Raw genomic sequence first — 24,545 nt, 5'->3', positions numbered from 1 at the left:
TTTTTTATTAAACATAATTCTCGGATTAAAAATTCATCCTTCGCTGATGCGCAAAACACAGGCGCCCTGCATATCGCCGTGCGACAAATGGCGCAGCGCTTCATCGGCTTTTTCAAAAGGATACTCAGTTGTTTTTGGATGAATCTTCAATCGATCGGCCAAAGTCAGGAATTCTTCACCATCGCGACGTGTATTACTTTCAACACTAGTAAGAACTTTTTCATGAAACAAATGATTCTGGTAGTTCAGCGAAGGAACATCGGTTAAATGGATACCGGCTAGTGCTAATGTCCCGCCGGCTGCCAAATTTTCCAAAGCTTTCGGCACGATATCGCCAACCGGAGCAAAAAGAATTGATGAATCCAAAGAGACCGGAGATGGGTCGTAAACGCCCTGGGCCGACGCCGCACCTAGTTCCAAAGCAAAACGCTGTGCGTCTTTTCCACGCGTGAATACGTGGACTTCAATACCTTGAGCAATGGCAATCTGAGCTGCCAGATGAGCAGAACCACCAAAACCATAAAGACCTAGGCGGCCTCCGGCCGGAACATTTGCCCGACGAAAAGCATGATAGCCAATGATGCCGGCACAAAGCAGCGGCGCAGCAGTGACCGAGTTAAAAGCAGACGGAATCCGATAAGCAAATCCTTCTGGAACAGTCACATATTCGGCATACCCTCCATCATGATCCCAACCAGTATAAAGCGAATTAGGACAAAGATTCTCTTTGCCGGATCGGCAATAAGTACATACGCCGCAGGTCCAACGCAACCAAGGAACTCCAATCCGATCGCCTAAATTAAAACGACCTGCTTGTGGGCCGTTCGCGACGACCCGCCCAATAATTTCATGGCCGGGAATTACGTGGGGATGATGAACCGGAAGATCACCTTCGGCAACATGCAGATCAGTGTGGCAAATACCGCACGAAATAACCCGAACCAACACTTCACTGGTTTTAGGGACCGGAACCGGATGTTTTACAAAATGAATGGGCGATGGCGAGCTATCAATTGGCGCTGGGCTAGCCACTTCCCAAGCCCGCATTTCGCTGGGAATTCTTTCAGAACCGCCAACATCAACAGATTCTTTTGAATTAAAAGTATTTTCAGGTTTCATAAGCATAACCTCTTTTTCAAATAAAACATCAACAAACTCATTTTGGCTTGAATTCATTTTAAATTAAGCCTAACGGTTCATACACATACATAATATATGCAATATTATGAAAAAACAAAAACAGTAATTATTAAACTAGACAAATAATATTATCGTTATGTAAGTTTAAAAAAAGAACTAATCAACAAGATTAGTCCCTCCAAATAGATATTTCAAAAATTATTATTCCAGTTAACCAATTAATCAGTTACAAAACATCATGGATGGTCACAACGCCAACAACTTTTTCGTCGTTATCAATAACTACCAAGTTTGAAATTCCATGATTGGCCATTAACTGCCAAGCGGTTCTATTACGCTTTTCCTGATTGATACTAACGAAGCCTTTCGTCATATAATCAGAAGCTACTGATTTTTTAACAGATTGAACCGACAGGAATTTCTTTCTAATATCTCCATCGGTAACAATCCCAATCGCCTTGCCGCTATCTTTATCTTTGACCAAAGTCATTCCGATACCATAATCGCTGATCTGATAAATAACTTCGTTAATCGGCGTGTCTTCGTTGGCATAAGGAACCTTTTCATGCATAACATGTTTAACTCTTTGCAGCAATAGCTTCCCAATTGTCCCACCAGGATGATACAAAGCGAATTGATTTCTATTAAAGGAAATACTCTTTTCCATAGCTGCCAGAAGAGCATCCCCAAATACCAGTGTTGCTGTCGTCGAACTAGTTGGAGCAAGCCCGGTAGTATCAGCTTCTTTAGAGACGCCAAGGTCAAAAGCCAGACCGGTATTAGTTGCCAAAGTGGAATCCAAATTGCCGGTCAAAGAGACTGTTTTAAGACCCTTTGGATAAATCGTCTGCAATGCAAAAAGAGTCTGGACAACTTCCTGTGTTTCGCCACTATTCGAAACGAAAATTAACAAATCATCATCTGATATCCGGCCAAGGTCTCCATGATAAGCTGTTCCGGCATCGACTGTAAAACTATGAATTGAAACAGATGAAAGCGAAGCAGAAATTTTTTCGGCAATAATTTGAGATTTGCCAATTCCAATGAACACAATCCGGCCATTGGTGTCGTTAATCAGATCGACCAATTTGTCAAATTTATCGTCTAAACGTTTAGCCACGCTTGCAAGCTCAGCCGATTCCTTTGCAAATACATCACGAGCGATCTCATAATAAGCCATCAGCGGACCTCTCCTCTTGGCTGGCCAGGTGTTCTTGAAAAATATGATTGGCAGAGACTAAAATCGGTTCAATCTTGCTCAAATATAATTGATTATCGGCATCGGAGATAGCTTCCGGCGGATTAGGATGAACTTCGGCGAAAATGCCGTCAACGCCGATTTCCAAGGCAGCCCGCATCAATGGAAAAGCATAATCCCGATTGCCACCGGAATGATTGCCATGAGCACTTGGAACTTGAACAGAATGAGTCGCATCGAAGATGATTGGAAAACCGGCTTCCCTCATCTCGATCAGACCGGTCATATCAACAACCAAGCGATGATAACCAAAGCTGGTTCCCCGCTCCGTGATCAGAATCTTCGACGTAATTGGGTCGATTTTGGAAGTTGCCGATTTAATATCTTCAGGTGCCATGAATTGGCCCTTTTTGATGTTAACGACTTTTCCGGTTTTTGCAGCCGCCAACAACAAATCGGTTTGTCGACTCAAAAATGCTGGTATCTGTAAGACATCGGCAACTTCGCTGACTGGCTGACACTGATATGATTCGTGGACATCGGTCACAATTGGTAAATCAAAATTCTTTTTGATCCTTTCCAAAATCGCGAGGCCCTTTTCCAAGCCGCTGCCTCTGTCGGAATCAGCGGAACTCCGATTGGCCTTATCAAAGGAAGACTTAAAAACATAATTGATATGGAGCTTTTCGGTAATTTCCTTCAGTTTCTCGGCAACTTGAGCGCAAGTTTCATATGATTCAATTGCACAAGGACCCGCTAAAAGAGTCAATTGAGAATCTTTAAAAGCAAAATCTTTAAAAACGGTAGAAATTTTTTCTGTCATAAACTTCTCCTTAAAATAAATTTTGAAAAGATGATCTTTCCTTCAATTTGAAGGAAAATGAAAAACAGTATGAAATTGTTAATTTTATACAAGTATACAGAAAAAAGATTAAATAAAAATTACTATTTGATTTCACGGAGTGGTTGCTTGCGTATTTCGAAAGAAAAAAATATTTTCCTAGGAAACGGTCAGAACCCAGATTAAACAACTATTTGCTAATTAAAAAAATTTTTCCAGGCATCATTGACTGCCTTATGACTTTTATCCCAAGGAAAAATCTTCGCAACGCCAAGAACGTGCGACTTTTTGACAAAACCAAAATATCTACTATCTTCAGAAACTGAACGATTGTCCCCCAAAACAAAATAATTGCCCTTTGGAACTTTAACAGCTTTTCCATCAATCCAATGAGATTTTCCGGAAACAAAAGCCGATTTGCCCGATGACAGATATGACAAATCCCAGTTCCCGGTTCCTGTAGTTCGGTTATAACGAGAAATATATGTTTGAGATATTTTTTTGCCGTTAACATAGATATTTCCGTTGGAAGCTTTAATTTTGTCGCCCGGGACACCGATTACACGCTTGACATAATATTTTTCTCTGGCTTTAATACCGGGGTCCTCTTTTTTAGCATTAAAAATAATTACGGAGCCGCGATGTATTTTTTCCAGCTTGAAAGCCCAAACTCTCTGGCCGTTTTGGAGGTTATTCAACATTGAATCGCCATCGACTTTAACCGGAACCAAAAAAAACGAATGAATTATAAATGCCAGTAATAACCCAATCGTTATCGGAAAAATCCATGAAAATATTTTTTTAATTTTACCCATAATAATCCGCCCAGTCTTTCTAACTAAATAGGCTACTACAAGACCTTGATCATTAAAAAAAAATTTTAAGAATATCCAAAGAAATCATATTATTTTTGAGTTGATTCAATCGGATTTTATATTGGAAAATTTAATCTTCTTTGTTGGTAATTGATATTTGTAATATCTGATTTAAATTATTATAATGGATTGATGTAAGCGCATCCATTGATGTTGCTTACAGTAATTTACACTTTCAATTTTTTATGTTTACATCAAAAAACGTTTATGCCCACCCACTTTTTGGGGCATTTTTTTAACTCAAAAATACTAGTCGATTAATTAGGAAGGCCTATTGACAAAAAAGCTGCCAAAAAAAAGGAATCGATCAGCGAGATCTCCGGAACAACAGCTTATGCGTGAAATTGAAAAAAAGATAAATTACAACAGTCGCAAGGAGGACAAGAAGCAAGTAGAGGGAAAAAATCGAAATAATAAAGACCCACACAGCATTGTTTTTCAATAACAGCGAATAGGTATCGTGGATTCCCTCATAATCAAACAATAGGTGCTTCGTGGCATCCAGAATCGTCAATAATGTAGTGATAAAAAAACCATATTTAAAACTTCTTTTTAGTACTTTAATTTTCATCGGTAAAAAATAATCTTAATAATTATACAAAAAAATAATGCTTAATATAAAATCAATCATAAAAGCGATCTGGACAAAAAAGTTCTTAAACAATTATCAATCGTTTGATATAACTATGAATTAAAAAACAGCCACAAATATGACTGTTTTTTAGAGAAAACTAAATTTTAAGAGAAGAACTTATACGAGGACGTTGTTATCAACGCCAAAGTTTATTATAATACATAAATGTAAGCGAATACAACAATGTTGCTTACAACTTCTTTCGATTTCAAATTACTTGATGTTTGAATTTGTGATTCTCTATTTTAAATAACTGCAATTGATGATAAAGATCGTGGTTATATTAATACTCTTATTGGATTGTAATTAATTAAAACTCCCGATTACTTGGATCGGGAGTTTTTTTAACTTAAATACTCAATGTGTATACGAATTTCGTTTTTAATATTTGACCAATAATCAAGTTATTCATTTTGCATCGTAAGCTTCTTGGAATATTTTAACGATATCCTCTTTAGTACCTTTACGTGGATTGGAAAATGCATTGCCGTCTTTTAAGGCATTTTCTGCCATTAAGTCGAAGTCTTCGGGTTTTGCGCCGATATCTTTAATCGAGTGTGATATACCAACATCTTCAGATAGCTGTTTCATTGCTTTAATTGATAATTCGGCGGCGTCTCTGGTTGACAATCCATCAGTATTTTCGCCCATAATCCGTGCCAGTTCGGCAAAACGTTCCGGATCGGCGATTAAATTGTATTCTTCAGCATAAGGAAGAAGCAACGCACAGCAAACACCATGTGGGGCATCATACTGGCCACCCAACTGATGAGCCATTGCATGTACATAACCGAGATTGGCATTATTAAAGGCCATTCCAGCCAACATCTCGGCTTCGACCATTTTGGTACGAGCTTGAAGATTGTGTCCGTTAGCAACAGCTTCACGTAAACTGCTTTCAATTAATTTAATCGCCTGAATGCATTGTGAATCAGTAATCGGATTATGATCAACCGAAACATAAGGTTCAACTGCTTGAACAAAAGCATCCATACCAGTTGCAGCTGTTAGTCCCTTTGGAATGTCTAACATCAATGTCGGATCATTAAACGACACAAGAGGAATATTTCTCCAGGAAACAACAACGAATTTGAGGTGCGTCTCTTCATTAGTGATAACAGCATGCCGGGTCAATTCCGAACCAGTCCCGGCTGTCGTGTTAACAGCAATCAACGGAGGCAGCGGATTTTTCAGCGTCTCGATGCCGGCCAATTTTGTAATGTCGTCGCCATTCGTCATAATGATGCCGGCACCTTTTCCGGTATCATGGGCTGATCCACCACCAACCGTAATAATTGAATCAGCGTCCTCCTTCTCGTACAATGTTTTGACTTCTTTAATGTTATGAATTTTTGGGTTCGGTTCGACTTCGTTATAAACAACATAATCGACACCGGATTTTTTTAAAGAAGCAAGTGTTTGAGCAACAGCACCATTTTTTAAATTCTCAAGAAACTTATCAGTTACAATAACCGGTTTCTTCATTCCCAGCATTTTTGCACGTTCGCCAATTTTTGAAATGACCCCCGGACCAAAGAAATTAACACTGGGCATCAAAAAATCATATGCACGCTCTACCATATTTTTAAGCCTTCTTTCTGGGATGGATAATACTATTTTGTGTTATTCATGATAAATATATCACAAGGAAACTTTTCGGTTAAATCAAAGGTCGTGAATGAATATTTATTGGAATATTTTTATTTAAATATTTTTATTTTTTAATTAAAATAATTTATTTTGGTTAAAATTAAAGTTGCTGAGTTCTTTGATCAAAAACAAATAAAGCTTATTGACGAGAAAAGCCTCATAGCTTTCTTAATGAATGATTAGCAAAAATAAAGGAGAACGGGTGTTGAATGGACAAAAATATAAACCTAGATCGTGCGATCGAACTTGCAATTGCATTGATGAACCTCAATTCTAATTTTCAGCAAAAGTATGATTCAATCGAGTTGACAAGAGAAAGCGACATAATGGAGCTTGTGAGGATGTTTAAAAAAGACTTGGACAACATGTCCTGAAAAAGTATTTTAAATCTAAAATCTCACTGACCAGCTAATTTTCAGGCAGAGTGTATAACGAACGCTTGGAAATATTAATTTTGAATTTATTTGAATAAATTATTTCACCCGTGACTAAACGAGCGGCAAAAACAAAATTTGTTTTCGAATAATCCAAACCGGTGAACTTTGCTGAAATAGATTTTTTAACGGTAGAAAAACTAATGTCTACGAAAAATCCGTCCAAACCGTCTAGTGAAAAAGGAACATAAACCATTTTATTAGCCGTCTTGGATATTCTTTCACCCTCAACAAGGAGCGTTCTAATATTTAAAACAATTTTATTTTTTGGAATAACTTTATTATTTTCCGATTTTGGTTCGACGATTAAATAGAGTCTATCAAAAAGAATTGGTACACCCTTCTCCTTTTTCAAGAGAACCCTTATATAGTTAGTTTCTCTTTTGCCATCATCACTCAAATTTTTTTTTGAAATTTTGCCGTTTTTAACCAGCAGTTTCCCTTTAAACACGGGCAGCCGATTGAAGGAAAAAGCAATAGCAACGAATAAAATGATGATCAAAAGTATAAATAATGTTTCTCTTAAAAACTCGTTGGAAAAATTTTGTAGTATAAATTTAATTATTTTAGTTAAAATTAGCCTCTTTTTACTATATCTAAATTAAAAACTTTATTCTCATTATGCCAAAATTTCTGCATGAAAATTTAAAATTAAATGATTCTTGAAAACAAAAACTTCAAAATTCGGTTTCAAGATTCAGGCCTAAGATTGTGTGCTTGAAAAACGTTTTCAAGTATAATGAGATGCAGCAATCATAGTTCTTGATGAAATACGAAACGTCTGATGACAGCACGCTATATTGAAATTTATCAACAATTCAAAACAGATATTATTCAGGAAAAGTACCCTGCCAATTCTTTTTTGCCGAGCGAAGCAAAAATAGCCAGTCAATTTTCCTGTTCTCGGGATACCGTCCGCAAAGCTTTATCACATTTGGAAGAGGACGGTTTTATTCAAAAGCAGCATGGCCGCGGATCACAGGTTTTGCAACATAGTTTAGTCAACTTTCCAATTTCTGGTTTAACAAGTTTCCAAGAATTAAAACAGGTTCAAAGGTTGGATGCAAATACAAAAGTTGTGTTGCTTAAGAGACTTCAATCAACGGCTATGAACCGACAAACGACTGGTTTTCCGGCCAAAACCAAACTATATCACCTCATTCGCGTCCGTTATATTAACGGTTTGGCCAGTGTCATTGACGAAGATTATTTCGATCGGAGCGTGGTGCATAATTTAACAGCTGAAATTGCTGCTGGTTCAATCTATGAATATTTAGAAAACACAGAGAAGCTTACTATTTCATATGCTGAAAAATCAGTGACAGCAGAATTAATCAGCAAGCAGGATCGCTTGTTAATGCCCGATCTTCCCGAACGGGAGAACCGTTTAATCCAAGTCGAAAGTCGTGTCCATTTAGCCGACACAACATATTTTCAACATACGATCAGTAGACACCGACCTGATAAATTTCAATTTAATGAATTCTCCCGACGCCAAAAAAAATAACGAAAAACCCGCTCTTAAAAGATCGGGTTTTATTTTAATATTTAATTGCAAGTGTCTCGTATGGCTTAAGAGTTAACTGCCTAGCAATCCTTTTATTCGAATAATTCGACAATATAATTTTCCCGCCAAGAGACTCTAACGGCAGTGATAAAGTAATTTTTTCTTCACCAAAATGGTTGATTACAAGTAATGAATCTTCCTGAAATTGTCGTTTAAAAGCAATTATTTCGGGAATGTCTGGAAAGAAAGGTTGATAATCCCCTTTAGCAATAACTTTTTCTTGTTTTCTCAATAAAATAAGTTGTTGGTAGAAACTAAACAATCCATTCGGGTCAGACAGATCCTTAGCAACATTGATATCTTTATAATTTCCATTAGCCAACCACGGCTTGTGTCGTGAGAAACCAGCATATTTTTCTGAATTCCATTGCATTGGTATTCTAGAATTATCACGTGACTTGCTTTTAACGATTTGGAAAGCTTCACTAGCTGAGGTCCCTTTTTTCAATAATTCTTTATAAGCATTATGGGATTCGACATCGACATAACTATCGATAGATTTGAAATCCGGGTTTATCATACCGATTTCCTCACCCATGTATATATATGGAGTGCCCCGATTCAAATGAACAACGGCAGCCAACATTTCCGCTCCCAAACGGTAATATTTCGGGTTGGAAACGAAGCGGTTAATCGCACGTGGTTGATCATGATTGTTCCAAAACCAAGCAGGCCAGCCGTTACCATCCGATAAGCCCTTTCCCCATTGATGCAGAACCTGTCGCAATTTTTGAAAATCATAAGGTATTTTGGTCCATTTATCGCCATTTTGATAGTCGACTTTTAAATGATGGAAAGTAAATGCCATCGACAGTTCGTGACGATCCGGTGCCGTGTATTCAACTGCGTTTTCAACGCTAGTTGAGCTTAGTTCGCCGACCGTCATAATATTATTTTCTTTAGCAAAAACGTCTCGATACATATTTTGCAAGTAATCATGGACGATTGGTTTATCCGTATACATAGTTTTACCGTCCCCGCCAGTCGGATCGTCTAATAATTGCTGATCCTTGCCAATTACGTTGATTACATCGAAACGAAAAGCTTTCACGCCTTTATCAAGCCAAAATTTCAACACATGATTTACTTCCGAAACAACTTCCGGGTTCCGCCAATTCAAATCCGCTTGGGAAATATCATATAAATGCAGATAATCCAAGTCAGTATCCCCAAACGATGCCCAGGCGCTGCCGCCAAATTTGGACTGCCAGTTATTTGGAGCGGAACCGTCAGCTTTTTTGGGTCTAAGAATATAATAAGCCTGATATTTTTTGTCCCCGGCCAAAGCTTTTTGAAACCATTGATGAGTTATCGAAGTATGGTTAAATACCATGTCCATCATAATGCTAATATTATGCTCAGCCGCTTTGGAAACAAGTTCCTTAAAATCATTCATTGTGCCAAAAATCGGATCAATCGCACGATAATCACTAATATCGTATCCATTATCGCGTTGAGGGGAAGGAAAAATCGGATTCAGCCACAAATAGTCAATTCCTAATTTGGCTAAATACGGTAAATTTTCAATAATTCCCTTCAAATCGCCAATACCATCATTGTTGCTGTCTTTGAACGATTTTGGGTAAACTTGATAGACAACTTTATTTGCAAAGTCAGACATAGTTCCGTCCTTCATAAATTAGTTAACTGCCTCCTTAAAGACATTCTTTCTCTCGACGTTTCTTACCATGTCAACGTCGTTATCCTTGAATCCCCAGAAGTAAACAGCTAGGAACGAAACAACCGTCGTTACAATACTTGCAATTACGAAAATCCAAATATTATTCGGGTTTGTCTTTGAGAAGAAGGAAGGAAAACCAATCCAGGATCCCGTGAACCCATACATATTTATTTTCATTAATCCAGCAGTAAAGGCACCAACAGCACTGCCAATACTTGCCATCCAAAAGACACGCCCGTATTTCAAATTAATACCATACATTGCTGGTTCTGTTACTCCGGCAAAACCAGATAATGCACCGGCAAAGGCCAGGTTTTTAAGATCTTCTTTCTTTGATTTTGCCCAAACGCCCAAAGCTCCGGCTCCTTGCGCAATCATTGTGAAATTAACTAATCCGTTTAAAACAGAATGTCCCGTCGAGGCAATATCGTTGGAAATAAGTGGAATAACCATCCAATGCAGACCGAAGATAACCAAGCACTGATAGAAAGCTCCGATAACCAATCCAGCAATTGCTTCGTTAGAAGTAACCAGAAAGTTAATCACAGCAGCCAAACCAGCCGAAATAAGAGAAATAACCGGGCCGACTATAGCTACAACAACTGTTGTAACAATAAACAGTGTGAATAAAGGTTGGAAAATCGAGCGTAAACTAAGCGGCAAAACTTTCTTCAACCAATTTCCGACCGGGCGTGCCAGCCAAGCCGCGAAAATAATTGGAAAAATTGTGTAAGAATAATTCGGAATGTGAATCGGCAAACCAAAGAAGGTTGCATTTAAAGGAATTCCAAATAAACTATTTATTCCCTTTGTCGAGGCCGCTGCAATCGCAATTACGGTTGGATGTACGAGTACACCACCGATGGCAGCGACAGTAATCGGATCGGATTTCAACTGCTTAGCAGCCGTGTATCCGACTAGAATCGGCAGGAAATAAAAGGTCGAATCGCCCATCGCGTTAATCAAGATATAAGTTGTTGATTTAACATCAATCCAACCTAAGTTAAATGTAAAAAGGGTCAAAAAACCTTTTAAAATACCGGAAGCTGCCAACAATCCAATGATCGGAATCATTGAGCCTGTGATCGTTCCAATCAATAATTGAAAGCCGTAGACAATCCAGCCCCAAGGATTAGTTGGCCGCTTTTTTCCTGCTGAAGCCTGCGTCTCGGCCACTGCTTGATTAGTCGCATTTTCATCGACAACTGATGTACCCAATTGGGCTACCACCTGATCATAGACATCCGTGACAGCAGGGCCGATAACAATTTGATACTGGCCAAGCGCCACATTGTAAACGGCCCCTGCTACCCCAGGCAAACTGGAAATTTTTTCTGTATCGGCTTTCTTTTCATCTTTTAAATAAAATCTTAATCGAGTAATACAATGAATAACTTTGTCAACATTATCCGCTCCGCCAACACCATCGATGATATCGGCAGCCAATTTTTTATAATCTTGCTTTGCCATAATAACCTCTCAAATAAAAATTACTTACTTTTAGCCCAACCAATAGACTCTCCGTGATCGGAAACTCCGTAATCGACAGAAAAATCGTCAAGCAAGTCCTTGGAATTAGTAATCAAAACCATTGTTGTTAAAGGAAAACCAGCTTTCTTGATTTCCGACCAGTCAACTTCGGCGACTTTATCGCCACCGGAAACAATATCGCCTACTTTGACAAAAAGTTTGAAGGGTTCCCCATTCATGCTGACCGTATCGATACCCATATGAAGCAAAACTTCCAAGCCGTCGGCTCTTTTAAATCCAACAGCATGTGGTTGAAGGACGGTGACCTCACCAGAGACAGGTGCTACAACTAGCTTGTCTTCCGGTTCGACAGCAAAGCCTTCGCCCATCATCTTCTGAGCAAAAACAGGGTCAGAAACAGTCGATAAATTGACAACCTTTCCGTTTACGGGAACATACAATTTTTGATCATCAACTAATACTTTTTTCTTTTTTCCGAAACCCAGCATCGTTACCTCCTTCACTTGTACGTACAACTTTGCCTTACTCCTTAATCATAATCAATCATTGAACTTTTTGCAAGTGTTTACATAAAGCGTTTTCAAAAAAAGCTTTCAGCAATGTTTTTATTTTTGAGATTTTTTCAATAAAAAAACATCTCAATTAAGAGATGATTTTCAGTAGTTTCAAATTCAAATTTTTCACGAATTCTCGGGGAAAGAAATAATTGATTCTGACTCTTTCTAAATTATGTTAAATAAGGCATTAAATTCTTAAGCACGATCTCAAAGCCGGCTGGCAGCATGTGTACTCCGTCAAAAGTTAAGTCGGAACGTAAATGGCCTTCGCTATCAGCTAGTCCTTCATTAACATTGATAAACTGATAGCCATTTTCCTCAGCTAATTGACGAACTTTTTCATTTGCTTTTTGCAGATCGCTGTTGCTTCTGTCATCAAAATCAGTGCCAGTGCCTGACATCGGATAATAAGCCATCACAAATACTTTGCTGTCTGGCAGTTTTTCTTTTATTCGTTTTAAGATGTTGTCGTAGTTTTCCAAAAAAATTTTTTCTGGTACATTAAACCCGACGTCATTTGATCCAATGTTGATAAAAATTTTACTGGGTACCAAATCAAAGATAAGTGTGTCGGTGTGTTGAAGCAAATCCGCTGTCGTTGTGGCACGAACACCACGATTGTAAATTATTTTGTTCAAACCGAGATCATGATCCTTTTGCATTTTCTCAATGGGAAAAAATTCCATTAATGACGAACCAACAAAATCAATCTGTCCTTTTTTTGCTTTTTTGTTATTTTCGGCATATTTCTTTCGAAGAGAATCTTGGAATTCTGTAATTCGGGGATCTAATTTTGTTAGTTTCTGTGTTTCTTTTTTCATTTCAATTACCTCTTTTAAATTATTTGGTAACAAATTGTTCAGAAACATACTCAGCATATAGCTCATGACTTTTTAACAATTCTTGGTGAGTACCAGAACCAGTCACTTCACCGTGTTCGATAAAGTAAATCTTGTCGGCGTCGACGATTGTTGACAAGCGGTGTGCGATAACCAAGGTTGTTCGATTTTTCATCAATTGTTCAAGGGCACGTTGCACCATTGCCTCCGATTCGGAATCCAAACTTGCTGTTGCTTCATACAACATCAAAATCTTAGGATTCCGCAAAAAAGCACGAGCAATTGCCAAACGTTGACGTTGGCCGCCGGAGACTTTTACTCCCCGTTCGCCGACTTGTGTATCCAATTTTTTGGCATGTTGTCAACGAATTTATCTGCATAAGCTAATTGCAAAACTTCCCACAATCTTTCATCAGAAAACTCTTTTTTTAATCCGTAGGTCAAATTATCGCGAATTGTACCAGCCATAATTGATGAATCCTGTGATACAAAGCCGATTTGCGAGCGCCATGAGTTGAGTGAAATATTTTCAATATTGTGATTACCAATATTAATAGTTCCCTGATCAGGCTGATAAAAACGTTCAAGTAATTGAAATATTGTTGATTTGCCACCATCTGAAGGACCGGCAAAGGCCACAATCGTATTCGGTTTTGCCTCAAAGGATACATTGTGTAAAATCGGTTGATCGTTTTCATAGGCAAAATCAACGTGATCAGCTGTTAGAGTGAGTCCCTCGACATCAACGCTTTTTCCTTTATTAAGTTCTTCAACCGGCTCATCCAACAAGTCAATCAAGCGATGTGTCGCACCTTGTGTCTTGGCAAAGGTCGAACCAAAGGTACCCACGCTTACCAGAGCAGGCATAATCTGAAATAGATACATAATGAAACTAAACAATGTTCCCATAGACGACTCGCCCTTGGCAACACGTAAAGAACCAACAACTAAAATCAAAGCAAACAAACCCATCATTACCATTGTCATGATCGGTCCCATTACACCATCAACAATAGCTTCGCGCCGCCCGAATTTAAACAAATTTTGAATTTGATCAACACCGCGTTTTAAAACATGCTGTTCAGCGCCGGAAGATTTCACCAAACGCATTTCGGCAAGAGTTTCTTGTGATCCACCTGTAAAATCAGCCATTGCATCCTGAGTACCACGGCCTACTTTTGAACCCAAAACCATGACCGGCGCTACTAATAGAGCTGTAACCGGTACAGCAATAAATATCCAAATTGCCATGTGCCAATCAGTTGTGAACATCAAAATAACCGCACCAACCATTGAAATCATACTTGTCAAAAAGTTTGGCAATGTATTAGCAACTAATGTTTTCACCTGCGAAGTATCACTTGTTAAACGGGAAGTTGTTTCTCCGGATTTTACACTATCAAAATACGGCATTTTGAAAATAACCAATTTATCCCAAACGATTTCGCGTAAATTACGCACCAGTTGTTCTCCTGCCACACCGGTCAAAAAATTACCAATGGCCGATACAATGGCGCCGCCAATAAACAGGGCCAAAACAAGCGCTATGGTCGTGCTATCAAGATGAATATTTTTTAAGCTTTGGCCGCTAAAGGAATTAATTAATTTTCCCGAATATTTTGGCGTCATTAAATTGAAGACCACGCCAATAACTGAGAACAATAGCCCCGGTATCATCCATTTGAATTGTGGATGCGCTATTTTAATAATTTTCCAAAGGCCCGAAATCTTTGCTTTTAGCGCTTTCTTACTTTTGCGGCTAGTGGATGTCGTACGCATGCTAAGCGTTCTTTCTGACATTAGTTTTTCTCCTTTGCTCTGACCGAAAATAGTTAAGACAAACTCTTGTCATTGCTAAAATTGATCGAATCCGACAGAACTATTTCATTTATATTCAATGGAATAGTCATGTTTTTTGTTGGTATTACTTCTTTAATTAAATACCCTCATTATCTTCATCGTTAAAAGGTCTTTGTTGTTGATGCTGCCGCATTTTTTTAAGATATCCAGTCTGATTTTCATGAAATTTTCGTGCATTGCTAACATTCACAAAATGATCGAAACCAAAGCGCATGTGTTTATCCATTTTGCTGCGCATATTGTCCAGATACTCATCCGACATTACGTGCTCGTTTAATTTACGCAAACTTTCGCCGAAGCGTTGGCGCTCATCGTCATCAAAAACATCAAATAATTCTGTCTGGAAATCACTTTGTTTATCTTCTAACAACTCCAATTGTTTACGACCCTTGGAAGTTATTTTCACACGAACCACCCGTGCATCGCTCTCATCTCTAACACGCTGAATATACTCGTCGTTCTCTAGTTTTTTAATAATTTGCGTCACCGAAGCCGGTCGTATTGCTAAAATATCAGCGATCGCTCCGGCAGTTAAATTATTATCCGTTTCCGCTAAAACTCTTAGTAAACGTCGACTGTTGTCTGGTCGCTGGTTGCCACCATGACCATAAAAGCTCCGGGCTGCAAACCAAATGGCGGGTTGGCGTGCCAATGTTGCCAGTTCTTCAAAAATCTCCTTATTATTCATTTTTCCGCCTCACAATTTATCTAATTAGTTAGTTTTATATTTTCTAACAAAATAAATTCTATATTTATTAGTTAGTTTTGTCAATATTAACTAACTAACTATAGAAAAGTACTTGCACTATTTAATTAAGCAAAAAAACTCTTATTCCAGTTCCAGATTATTAGAATAAGAGCAATAAAATCTTTCTTTTCTGACCTGAATCTAATTCCGGTTAATCGGATTTGAAAACTCGATCAAAAAATTTTAAGAATAAAAGTGGCTACAAAACATATACCATCGAGTAATCATCAATACCCAGTCTAGAATTATGATAGCGCGGACCAAGGTCTTTAAAACCATTTTTAAGATAAAAACCGTGAGCACTGGTTCTCGCGTTGGTTTTAATTTGCTTATAACCACGATTTCTTAAATCATCTATTGCGTACTTTAAAAGTCGAGATCCTAGGCCTTGTTTTTGAAAATCTTTTTTGACCGCGAAAGCTACCAAATGAGCAGTTAATAATTCCTCATCGAAAAGACTAAAAGTTGCGATCAAGTGTTTATGTATGGTGATCCCATAAAAAAGATTATTTTTTTCAATTTCGAGATCGTCATCAAAAATATTTTTTCCAATCGTTTTCCTTAAGACTTCGTTTCTTAAAATAAGATTTTCACGATAATATTCTTGATCTTCTGTTCCAAATTTAAAAAATTTAAATTGCTCCACCCTAGTTAACTTTCTCTAATAATATATGTTTGAATTTTAATGGCGATTAATCCGATTATAAATTACTTATCTTCTCTTTCGGAGAATATGCTGCCTTTGTTATCTCAAAATTATCTAGATCAAAAGCAATTCCTTTTTGTCGAAAGCTCTTTCAGTAGTACTAACATAATGCATACCAATTTTTTTAAGTACCTTCTTTGAACCAATATTATTCGGTACGAAAGAAGCAGAAATTTTATTAAGAGAATAAGATGAAAAACCTAATTTAAGCAAACATTCAGCTGCTTCAGTGGCAATTCCTTTTCCTCAATAAGGCTCATCAATTGAATAGGCAATTTCTCCTTTTTGCTGATTTTTATCAATACTCAGCTGACAATTACCAATCAATTTCTGTTTCTGATTTAGATAAATCCCAAAAAAGTTAGGCATTTGTCTATGCCTGTTAATAAAATTTTCCGCATCCTGAATATTTTGAAAAGCCTGTCTTTTTGTGTAAATGAACAGTTTAGGATTTTTAAAAAATTCAAACTTATTTTTTGCTTCTTGAATTGTTAAAGGAGACAAATTAATTTGCTTGTTTTTCAATATCGTCACCGAATAGCCTTTGCTGTTTAGTATAAACAAGAAACATATAGAAAAACAAAATAATCACATCATGTAGACCGCCGTATAGATATTCATTTCTATATATAATAAGCATGTCAAATTTCCTGACAGGACAAATTTGGTGATTAATTCTTTGTTTTATAATTTCCAAAAAGAGAGCAGAATGAGACACAGAATTATAGCAGTTAAGTTTTCTAAAGATGGGAAAAGAATTATTGCGGTCAAATTGAAATGGCCGATGCAGGTTTGGTCGCTAAAAGAAAAAAATGTACTTAAAGTTTTAGACTTATTCATGGAAATTGGGCAAGGAAATCATTTTTTCTATACAGATAAATGTGGTCGCGAAGCTGAAATTGAAGTCGTTGACCTGGATAATCCTAATGGCGGCTATATCATAACCAAAGCGAATGATAAAAAAGAAGATAATCTTCTAAATTTGATTCGTTTTTAAATACCTCAGAATCTTAATTATAGTTAACGAATACAACAATGTATGAACTTAATTGAGTTTTGAATAATAAAATTGATTCAGCCAATGTGAATTGGTGAATAAAGTTAAAGGATTGGATAAAAGTGTTCATAGAACCAAATATCAGTTTTCACTATCATATTCCAAATAATGAAACATCGCTTCGTTTAATAACTCCGGCAGATGTTCAACAAAAATTTATCGGTTCGACAAAAGTTTGCAAAAATACTTTGTCAAACGGGTTATGTTTCTTTCAAATCACAGATGAAAACTTCACTGATTTTTATTCAGATGTAAAACTTAATTTCAAAAGAATTGAATAAGCAAGAATTGAATATAATGAATTATCCTTCAAGGTGGAATAGTTGAACTCAAGATTTCCATCTTTTTTGTTTTTAAAAAATATGAAAGATATCTCAATTTTTTATAAATCCTCAGTTAGGCCTTCTCTTCACCTATGAAGGCAGAGATGGAGATATTGGCTCTGCTTCTACAATTCGGTTACTCTTTGCCTAATTCAGTACTCCCTTTTCTTCTGAGATAACTTGTTTATGTTCCAAATTCCATCTAAACACCTTTGAAGAATTTACTTTAAGTATGTAGGAAACAGTCCGATAGCTTAAGCCTTGGTCCAACAATTCAAGTGCCTTCGATTTTCTTTGAAGAAAATCCGGTACAATCGTAATACTGTTATTTTCTCTATCTTTATCCGACATTTCTTCCCACATAGCTTTAACTTCGTCAGCCAACTGCTTCAAACCGTGTTCCCGATTAAACTTGTCTACTTCTTGATAAGTCAAAATTTGTCTACTGATACCGGCTTCATTTTGTAAATCAATTAATTGTCCAGCCAATTCTGTTAATACAGTCATTTCATTTCTTCCTTAATCTACTAAATAAATAATTCCTGTATTAATAAATGTAATTTCGTTGTTTAACTTTACAATTTCAGTTTCATTGATTTAAGCAAGTCTTAAAAATATGCGAATAATATTCGAAAATTAATCTTTTTATAAGCCAATTTATCCTTAATTATGAACTTTTTTCCAAAAAATATTCATTAATGTTCGGCTATTATCAGAAAATCAATTTTTCGATAAGAAAAGTTTTGGTATAAATAGCTTGCTTGAATTATCCCTACTTTTATAATAATTGCGATACTAAAAAAATCCTTATTAAATTAATGAATTAACCGAATTCTAATTGCGAGAACGCCAAAATTCCTTTCTTGTGCCGGCGAATATATTTTGTAAGTATCATTAACCATTTTTTCTAAAGAATCATTAGTGGCACTTCCAACTTCGGTAGAGGTAAAAGACTTATACAATTCACAAAAAGTTTTAAATTTATATATTTTTTTAACAATTACCTCAATTTTTTTATCAGTCTTTAAATCTATAAAGGTAATCAGTGATCCCTCTTTTAAAAAGGAACGTTTTCGATCATTAAGACGGATTTCAACCGATTTGTCCCCCTGCTGCATTAACAAAAACTGTGAATGATTAAGACCCATTATCATAATTAAAATAAACTCCTTATTCAAAACGGAAAACAATTAATCAGAAAATTCATTTAGCCTGATTAATAACTTTAAGAATTTTTTGGGCATTTTCCGGGTACTCCGTACCTGTTACATTGATTTTAAAAGAATGCACGGATTTATACATTGGAATTCTGGCAACAGCTTCGCTAAGATCCTTTTCTTCTCTGATACCAGACCTGATATCCTTGATAAATCTTTTTCTTAGTTCAGAAACCGATGGCCTCAGAGAAAAAGAATAAAAATCGTAATCGCCCTTAAGCCCTCTTAAAATTTCATCGATGATTTTTTGTTGATGCATGACCCAAACAAAGACGATATTTTCCAATTAGCTGTTCGCAATAAAAGAATTCAAGAGATACTGAATGTTTTTAACGACCATTTTCTTATTTTCGTCATTAAAATTCCAAGGATTCATGTACCAACACCAATCGCCATCTAAAAAAACGGCATTGTCTAATTTATGTTCAACCAAATATTGTCCAAGAGTTGTTTTGCCAACACCCATCGGGCCGCCAATGAAAATCAAGCGTTTGTTTTTCATATATTTTATATTAACAGTCCAATAAAAAAACACCCCCAAATCTAATTAAGGGTGCTGGAACAAATTACTATTTTATTAATGTAAACGGTATCTGGATACCAAACATCGGTATCCATAATTATTATATTTGATTCCCTGCTTTTTGAAACGAAATTTGAATATTCAACAAAATCAATTTAATCAAAAGCCAAACAAATGACGCTGATATGCAGATATTTATCGATATTCCGTTAGGATTCATGAAACTCGGAACAAAAAAACGCTTGGTAATACTTCCAAGCATCAAAAGTTCTTTATTTTATTATTAAATGTTTATTAATTAGTTTGTTTATCGACATTCATCCTCATCATTAACCAAGCAACAATCGCAACAACGATCACTGCACCAATCAATGATGGAATAATGGCAATTCCGGCAAGAGTCGGTCCCCAAGTACCGAGTAATGACTCCCCAACCCAAGAACCAACTAAGCCGGCGACAATATTGGCTATCCAACCCATTGCCTGCCCTTTGCTGGTTAAAGCACCAGCTATTGCGCCAATAATGGCGCCTACAATTAATGTCCACAGTAAATGCATCACAATCCTCCTTATAAAACGGCCAATTGCTAAATGCCAATTAACTACCTTAAGTGTAGACTTAATAGAACATTTAATCTTCGGCAGACCCGAAGCTTATATCTACAAACGACAATTGCCGGCAATGCAACTAATAAATAATAATTATTTTGCCGATTTTTATAAATAAGGTAAATCAATATCAAATGATAAATTTTAGAAGATTCTCAATAAACAAAAGTATCTACAAAATGATTAAAATATCCATTATTCATATTCTGCAATGGCGGAATACCGTTATATTTACTTAACAGTACTTGTTTTTGTATCAAAATAACTTTGAAATTAATATATTCTTCTTCTGTGAAATAGTCGTCGCCAGTTTAATAATTCGATTTTCTTCTCAATATCAAAACCGACCTTATATTTAAGCATCAACAATTCATTATCAGCTTTGTTTAAATTGAACAATTTTATTTTTTTAAAAAGGCTAACTGGCCTGTTTAGTTAGCCTTCCGGCCGCATGCTTAACTAAAAAGGGAGCAGACAAGGTAACTAAAATAATTGCCATGATCACAGCTGTGTATCTACCAGCGGTTAACAAATTGGCAGAAAAACCAATCTGAGCGACAATTAAGGCCATTTCACCCCTGGCAACCATTCCCGAACCGATTAGATAGGAGTGTGGATAGTCAAATCCGCAAAACTTTGAAGCAAATCCAGCGCCAATGATTTTGCTTAAAATACCAATTACGGTTAAGGATAAAATCAACAAAAAATCATTTGTAAATCCTTCGAAACTGACATTTAAGCCGATGCTTACAAAGAAAAAAGGAATAAAGACCGCATAACCAATCGGATTAATGTTTTTAACGATTTCGCTCTTGGAATCGGTAGTGCTTATCGCCAAGCCTGCAAAGAAAGCACCAATTACATCACTCAACCCACATAGTTCACTTAAACTAGCCATCGAAAAACAAAGAACGATAGAAACAACTGTCTCAGACATAGGAGAAAACAATTTTTTTGTATAAAACATAATGTAATTAATAAGCCAATGAATAACGACAAATGCAAAAACAAAATAAGCAACTAAACCCAAAATCTTATAAACTATATTCATTGCATTTTCATTTGATTGGCTTCCGGTAAAACTAATCAGTAAACTCAGCACAAAGACTGAAATAATATCATCGGCCACTGAGGAACCTAAGATTGTGATCCCTTCGTTGCTCGCTAAAAGATTCATTTCTCTTAGAATCTCAACTGTTATCGATACCGAAGTTGTGGAAAAGATAACGCCAAGAAAAGCAGCTTGAGAAAAATTGAAGCGAAATGCTCTAGCCACAAAATAAGTCATTATTAAAGGAAAAATCGTACCGGAAAATGCAATTGTAATACTTGGTTTAAAAAACTTTTTCAATCCCTTAAGATCACTTCCAAGTCCAGCTAAAAACATCAACAGAACAACACCAAACTCGGAGAAAGTTTTAATAAACTGGTTTGGCTCAATCCAGCCCAAGATGCCAGGACCCAATGCCACCCCCACGCAGAGCTCTCCAACAACAATCGGCAGACCGATTCTCTTAAAGAAATTCCCAATTAAAGTTGTAAATATAAGAATTAAAGATATAGAAATTAAATTATTCAATGTACTAATTATAGTGAAAAACAATTACCGTTCGATGTCCAAAAATCATTATCGTTATTGTGCTTCTTCAATATTTTTTGTGCACAATACAAATGAAGATATTTTTCATCCAATTTTGAGAAATCTGTTTTTTGCTAGTAATGAGCCCCGAGACGTTATGATCTTAAAATTCTTTAATCGCTCCTTTGGTAGAATAGACTTGTGAAAAAAGAACTAGCTGCTTCCTCATTAAAAATGTTTGAGTTTATCTGCAATAATTCCGACGTAACCGGACGTCTTTGGTATAGCAAGCTGCCAATGACATCTACTTTCCACAATGATTGTCGAATCTTGATCAACCTTGGCTTAATTGAAGTTAAATCGGCTCAGACTCATCCAACTTATATTCGCTTGACAAATAAAGGCTCAGATCTCTCCAAGGGCCTTAATGTTTAAACGAACTAGTGCTTGTTTTTATTTTTTACCAGCAGGAAAAGCTGTCTCAAACAATTAAAATCGGTAAAGCAGTATAAAAAGCTTGATATATCGGGTTTTTAATAGGTATCATTATGGTTAAAATACGGTTTTTATATCTCAAAATAAATTGTAACAAGTTTCCATCGGTGGTAAGTTAAATTTTAATAATTAATAGTTTCAGGAGAGTGAAAAGTGAAATTGAATGCTTTATTCATATTGGTTTTATTTTGGGCAATTTTTCGTGTAACCAGTAAATCCCTTAAATTTGAAAAACTTACTAGGTTTACAAGTGTCGTTATTCCCATTTACTCAGTGATCATGTTTATCGTCACCATGATTTGGAACCTTAAAAATTTCATTGTTTTACTCTTTTTATTCATAGTATCGATATTTATCGCAATTTTTCAAGTTTCAAAAGTCGAATTTAAAGAAACAACAGAGTTGGACAAACATGACCGCCCTGTTGTATACATTCGGAAAGGATACCCTTATCTTTTAGGTTGGATAATTATCATTTTAGTAGGAGTTGGATGTTCGGCTTTGTTTGAGTCGTTGACTGCAAGTTCTATCTTTAAAGAAATTTTTTCCGAAATCAAAGGAGAATTGTTGGTTTACTCAACATTCAGTCAACAAAAGAATTGGTATATTTGGCTATTGAGTGGAACAACATCTTTTCTATACACCGAGTTTTTAAAAAGGAAAAATCCACTTATTAAAGAAGCTTTGCAAAAAAATAAAAATTTAATCTATAGAAGCACAGCCGACTAAATCAAATTGCAGGGCACTCTCATCAATTATTTTGTTAACATAACCATTTATCGGTTTCATGGTCAAAGATTGGATTTTAGAATATGAATCAGTTACTGTTCATAAGCCGGTTCGGTATGGCTTCAAGTTCACGATGAACAAAGCATATCAAGCTTCAAACAGGCAAACCAAATTCACAATGTATTTACTTTTTTAAAAACTTGTCTAAATAGTGATAACGGCAGGCGCAGATATCCAAGCAGAGGAAATCTTATCCAGTGGGAAACTCTTCAACTCCATACTCAGTTTTCCCTGATTTGCATAATCGAATATTTCAGTTAAATGTTTTTGCATATAAACCTGAACAGCATTCGGATCAAGACTACCAATTCCAGAACCGATCAATTCTAAATCCTTGCTGCGTAACAGCTGTGAAGGAACAGATATTCCTTCGCCAGCCAAACTGCCGATTGAAATATATTTAAGAGAATTAAGAAATCTAATACGACGTAAAGCCTCTATGATTAATTCTGCTGGATGCCCCCACAAATAATCTAAAATCAGATTAAAGGGTGATTGGTTATATGCATTAATTAATTCTTTGACAAAACTATTATCCGGTTGGTTAGTCGTGATTGTTAAATCTGCTCCCAGATCCTTTAAGTGCTGCAATTTAATTGGATCGCGACCGGTAACGATCACTCGTTTTGCGCCACGCAGTTTTGCCATTTGGATGGCTAATGATCCAGTGAGACCAGTAGCACCATTAATAAAAACTACATCTCCGGTTTTTATTTTTCCTCTTTCCAACAAAGCCAAATCGGATCCGATCAAAGCATTAGGCAACGCAGCCGCTAATCCGGCGTCTAATCCATCAGGTAAAACAGTCATTGTTCGCTGATCAATCAAAGCTTTTTCTGCCATCATTCCAGTAATTCCCATCGCATATACACGAGAATTGTTATCCAGTTTAGCTACTCCATCCATGCCCATCACGGCCGGCAATTCAGAAAACTTAGTATAATGTTTTCCTGCAGCCCTGATAACATCGAGCCGTTTAACAGAAGAAGCAATTGGAGTTACTAGTAGTTCATCATAATTTTTCGGTTTAGGTTCTGGAAACTCTTGGTATTCAGGGAGGGTCCCATAGTTCTTTAATACAGCTGCTTTCATTATGAAAATGTCTCCTTTTTTAAAATGTTAACTACAATTATTGATACCGACAACGCAAAGACAATAATAATACATTATGAATTGTATTTCTTTTAATAAAAAAACAAAGTTCATCACATGAAAGCACCTTGAGAATTCCAAAGGAAGACAATATCGTTCTAAACTATTCACATTCCTACGTATTGATATTCCCGTTAGAAAAGTTTAATGACACGAAAGGCTAATGTTTGCCGGATTATGTATTATCAAAAAAATACTCTCGTCTTTAAAAAAATGAAATTAAAGTAACAAGGATATTGTGATTAAACAAAGTTTTTAAAGTTTTTATAGAAAATAATAAAAGATTAGCGATCATTAATCATAGCTACAAACACCATACAAAGGCATTTAAGCAAAAAAAGCTCTATATCACCTTTGTCGATATAGAGCTAAAATGCGGGCGATGACCATTTAATTTGTCGTTATATAGGCGTTTACAGCATTATGTGCAAAAAAGTGTGCAAAATTTTTCGGCAAGATATCCCTTTATCTATTAATAAAAATCGTATTGATGTACGTCACAGTTTTATCGGGCACATAATAAGGTGATTCTTGATTGATAATGTTAATTTTTTACTTGGTTTTAGTAGACATATAAAAA

General features: G+C 36.3%; 25 protein-coding genes and 1 pseudogene. 4 read left to right on the top strand and 22 right to left on the bottom strand.

The features are described 5' to 3' along the window. Window positions 1-33 precede the first annotated feature (33 nt). From J3U91_RS03590 to J3U91_RS03565, 6 genes are all read right to left on the bottom strand, one after another. On the bottom strand, window positions 34-1,119 hold the full coding sequence (locus J3U91_RS03590; RefSeq protein ID WP_044888989.1) for a zinc-dependent alcohol dehydrogenase family protein: 1,086 nt from the start codon (window positions 1,117-1,119) through the stop codon (window positions 34-36). A gap of 247 nt (window positions 1,120-1,366) precedes the next feature. Beyond that, a complete protein-coding gene (locus J3U91_RS03585) occupies window positions 1,367-2,320 on the bottom strand; it encodes a KpsF/GutQ family sugar-phosphate isomerase (RefSeq protein WP_002819220.1) in 954 nt (317 codons plus the stop codon). After that, complete coding sequence (kdsA, locus tag J3U91_RS03580) at window positions 2,307-3,161, bottom strand: 3-deoxy-8-phosphooctulonate synthase (protein ID WP_002816795.1); 855 nt, start codon at window positions 3,159-3,161, stop codon at window positions 2,307-2,309. Before kdsA ends, J3U91_RS03585 begins: the two co-directional genes overlap by 14 nt. A gap of 215 nt (window positions 3,162-3,376) precedes the next feature. Next, complete coding sequence (gene lepB, locus J3U91_RS03575) at window positions 3,377-3,994, bottom strand: signal peptidase I (protein WP_002819226.1); 618 nt, start codon at window positions 3,992-3,994, stop codon at window positions 3,377-3,379. A 1,102-nt stretch (window positions 3,995-5,096) separates the two neighbouring features. After that, window positions 5,097-6,269, bottom strand: coding sequence for an iron-containing alcohol dehydrogenase (locus J3U91_RS03570; protein WP_002819228.1), 1,173 nt, complete (start codon window positions 6,267-6,269; stop codon window positions 5,097-5,099). 477 nt (window positions 6,270-6,746) lie between these two features. Beyond that, window positions 6,747-7,274, bottom strand: a complete 528-nt coding sequence (locus J3U91_RS03565; protein ID WP_002819230.1) for a hypothetical protein — start codon at window positions 7,272-7,274, stop codon at window positions 6,747-6,749. Window positions 7,275-7,556: 282 nt separating this feature from the next. On the opposite strand from J3U91_RS03565, the gene treR reads away from it, so the two are divergent. Further along, window positions 7,557-8,279, top strand: a complete 723-nt coding sequence (treR, locus tag J3U91_RS03560) for a trehalose operon repressor (protein ID WP_002819231.1) — start codon at window positions 7,557-7,559, stop codon at window positions 8,277-8,279. Between the two features lie 34 nt (window positions 8,280-8,313). Here treR and treC read toward each other — a convergent pair whose 3' ends face one another. The 9 genes and pseudogenes from treC to J3U91_RS03515 all read right to left on the bottom strand — a co-directional run bounded on the left by treC (window position 8,314) and on the right by J3U91_RS03515 (window position 16,755). Continuing rightward, complete coding sequence (gene treC, locus J3U91_RS03555; protein ID WP_002819232.1) at window positions 8,314-9,960, bottom strand: alpha,alpha-phosphotrehalase; 1,647 nt, start codon at window positions 9,958-9,960, stop codon at window positions 8,314-8,316. A gap of 18 nt (window positions 9,961-9,978) precedes the next feature. Next, a complete protein-coding gene (locus tag J3U91_RS03550) occupies window positions 9,979-11,490 on the bottom strand; it encodes a PTS transporter subunit EIIC (protein ID WP_002819233.1) in 1,512 nt (503 codons plus the stop codon). Between the two features lie 20 nt (window positions 11,491-11,510). Further along, window positions 11,511-11,999: a PTS sugar transporter subunit IIA gene (locus J3U91_RS03545; RefSeq protein WP_002819234.1), complete on the bottom strand. Its 489-nt coding sequence runs from the start codon at window positions 11,997-11,999 to the stop codon at window positions 11,511-11,513. Window positions 12,000-12,238: 239 nt separating this feature from the next. After that, window positions 12,239-12,889 (bottom strand): GDSL-type esterase/lipase family protein, encoded by a 651-nt coding sequence (locus tag J3U91_RS03540; protein ID WP_002819236.1) that lies wholly within the window; start codon window positions 12,887-12,889, stop codon window positions 12,239-12,241. 19 nt (window positions 12,890-12,908) lie between these two features. Next, a pseudogene (locus J3U91_RS03535) lies at window positions 12,909-14,707 on the bottom strand (ABC transporter ATP-binding protein). Between the two features lie 136 nt (window positions 14,708-14,843). Next, window positions 14,844-15,455 (bottom strand): MarR family winged helix-turn-helix transcriptional regulator, encoded by a 612-nt coding sequence (locus J3U91_RS03530; RefSeq protein ID WP_002819242.1) that lies wholly within the window; start codon window positions 15,453-15,455, stop codon window positions 14,844-14,846. A gap of 259 nt (window positions 15,456-15,714) precedes the next feature. Continuing rightward, complete coding sequence (locus J3U91_RS03525; RefSeq protein ID WP_002819243.1) at window positions 15,715-16,161, bottom strand: GNAT family N-acetyltransferase; 447 nt, start codon at window positions 16,159-16,161, stop codon at window positions 15,715-15,717. Between the two features lie 114 nt (window positions 16,162-16,275). Continuing rightward, complete coding sequence (locus J3U91_RS03520; protein ID WP_002819244.1) at window positions 16,276-16,434, bottom strand: GNAT family N-acetyltransferase; 159 nt, start codon at window positions 16,432-16,434, stop codon at window positions 16,276-16,278. Window positions 16,435-16,467: 33 nt separating this feature from the next. Beyond that, complete coding sequence (locus J3U91_RS03515) at window positions 16,468-16,755, bottom strand: GNAT family N-acetyltransferase (RefSeq protein ID WP_372726486.1); 288 nt, start codon at window positions 16,753-16,755, stop codon at window positions 16,468-16,470. A 133-nt stretch (window positions 16,756-16,888) separates the two neighbouring features. On the opposite strand from J3U91_RS03515, the gene J3U91_RS03510 reads away from it, so the two are divergent. Beyond that, entirely contained in the window at window positions 16,889-17,218 is a 330-nt protein-coding gene (locus tag J3U91_RS03510; RefSeq protein WP_002819247.1) for a DUF3892 domain-containing protein, read from the top strand. 530 nt (window positions 17,219-17,748) lie between these two features. On the opposite strand, the gene J3U91_RS03505 is transcribed toward J3U91_RS03510, so the two are convergent. The 6 genes from J3U91_RS03505 to J3U91_RS03480 form a co-directional block, all read right to left on the bottom strand. Then, a complete protein-coding gene (locus J3U91_RS03505; protein ID WP_002819249.1) occupies window positions 17,749-18,108 on the bottom strand; it encodes a hypothetical protein in 360 nt (119 codons plus the stop codon). A gap of 308 nt (window positions 18,109-18,416) precedes the next feature. Continuing rightward, window positions 18,417-18,755 (bottom strand): ASCH domain-containing protein, encoded by a 339-nt coding sequence (locus tag J3U91_RS03500; protein ID WP_002819250.1) that lies wholly within the window; start codon window positions 18,753-18,755, stop codon window positions 18,417-18,419. 49 nt (window positions 18,756-18,804) lie between these two features. Beyond that, on the bottom strand, window positions 18,805-19,077 hold the full coding sequence (locus tag J3U91_RS03495) for a hypothetical protein (RefSeq protein ID WP_226489977.1): 273 nt from the start codon (window positions 19,075-19,077) through the stop codon (window positions 18,805-18,807). A 27-nt stretch (window positions 19,078-19,104) separates the two neighbouring features. After that, window positions 19,105-19,320: an AAA family ATPase gene (locus J3U91_RS03490; protein WP_002819253.1), complete on the bottom strand. Its 216-nt coding sequence runs from the start codon at window positions 19,318-19,320 to the stop codon at window positions 19,105-19,107. Between the two features lie 315 nt (window positions 19,321-19,635). Next, window positions 19,636-19,899 (bottom strand): GlsB/YeaQ/YmgE family stress response membrane protein, encoded by a 264-nt coding sequence (locus J3U91_RS03485; RefSeq protein WP_002819257.1) that lies wholly within the window; start codon window positions 19,897-19,899, stop codon window positions 19,636-19,638. Window positions 19,900-20,368: 469 nt separating this feature from the next. Beyond that, on the bottom strand, window positions 20,369-21,529 hold the full coding sequence (locus J3U91_RS03480; RefSeq protein WP_002820359.1) for a cation:proton antiporter: 1,161 nt from the start codon (window positions 21,527-21,529) through the stop codon (window positions 20,369-20,371). Window positions 21,530-21,730: 201 nt separating this feature from the next. Here J3U91_RS03480 and J3U91_RS03475 point away from each other — a divergent pair, with 201 nt between their 5' ends. Continuing rightward, the gene (locus J3U91_RS03475) at window positions 21,731-21,964 is read left to right on the top strand and encodes a hypothetical protein (RefSeq protein WP_002819260.1); all 234 of its coding nucleotides are present in this window, start codon (window positions 21,731-21,733) and stop codon (window positions 21,962-21,964) included. A 213-nt stretch (window positions 21,965-22,177) separates the two neighbouring features. Beyond that, the gene (locus tag J3U91_RS03470; protein ID WP_002819261.1) at window positions 22,178-22,753 is read left to right on the top strand and encodes a hypothetical protein; all 576 of its coding nucleotides are present in this window, start codon (window positions 22,178-22,180) and stop codon (window positions 22,751-22,753) included. Between the two features lie 204 nt (window positions 22,754-22,957). Here J3U91_RS03470 and J3U91_RS03465 read toward each other — a convergent pair whose 3' ends face one another. Beyond that, window positions 22,958-23,905 (bottom strand): quinone oxidoreductase family protein, encoded by a 948-nt coding sequence (locus J3U91_RS03465; protein ID WP_002819263.1) that lies wholly within the window; start codon window positions 23,903-23,905, stop codon window positions 22,958-22,960. Between the last annotated feature and the right edge of the window lie 640 nt (window positions 23,906-24,545).

Source organism: Oenococcus oeni (genome assembly GCF_020510245.1).
GTDB lineage: Bacteria > Bacillota > Bacilli > Lactobacillales > Lactobacillaceae > Oenococcus > Oenococcus oeni.
Note: the sequence above shows the minus strand (reverse complement) of the source record. Positions and strands in the feature narration are given on the sequence as shown.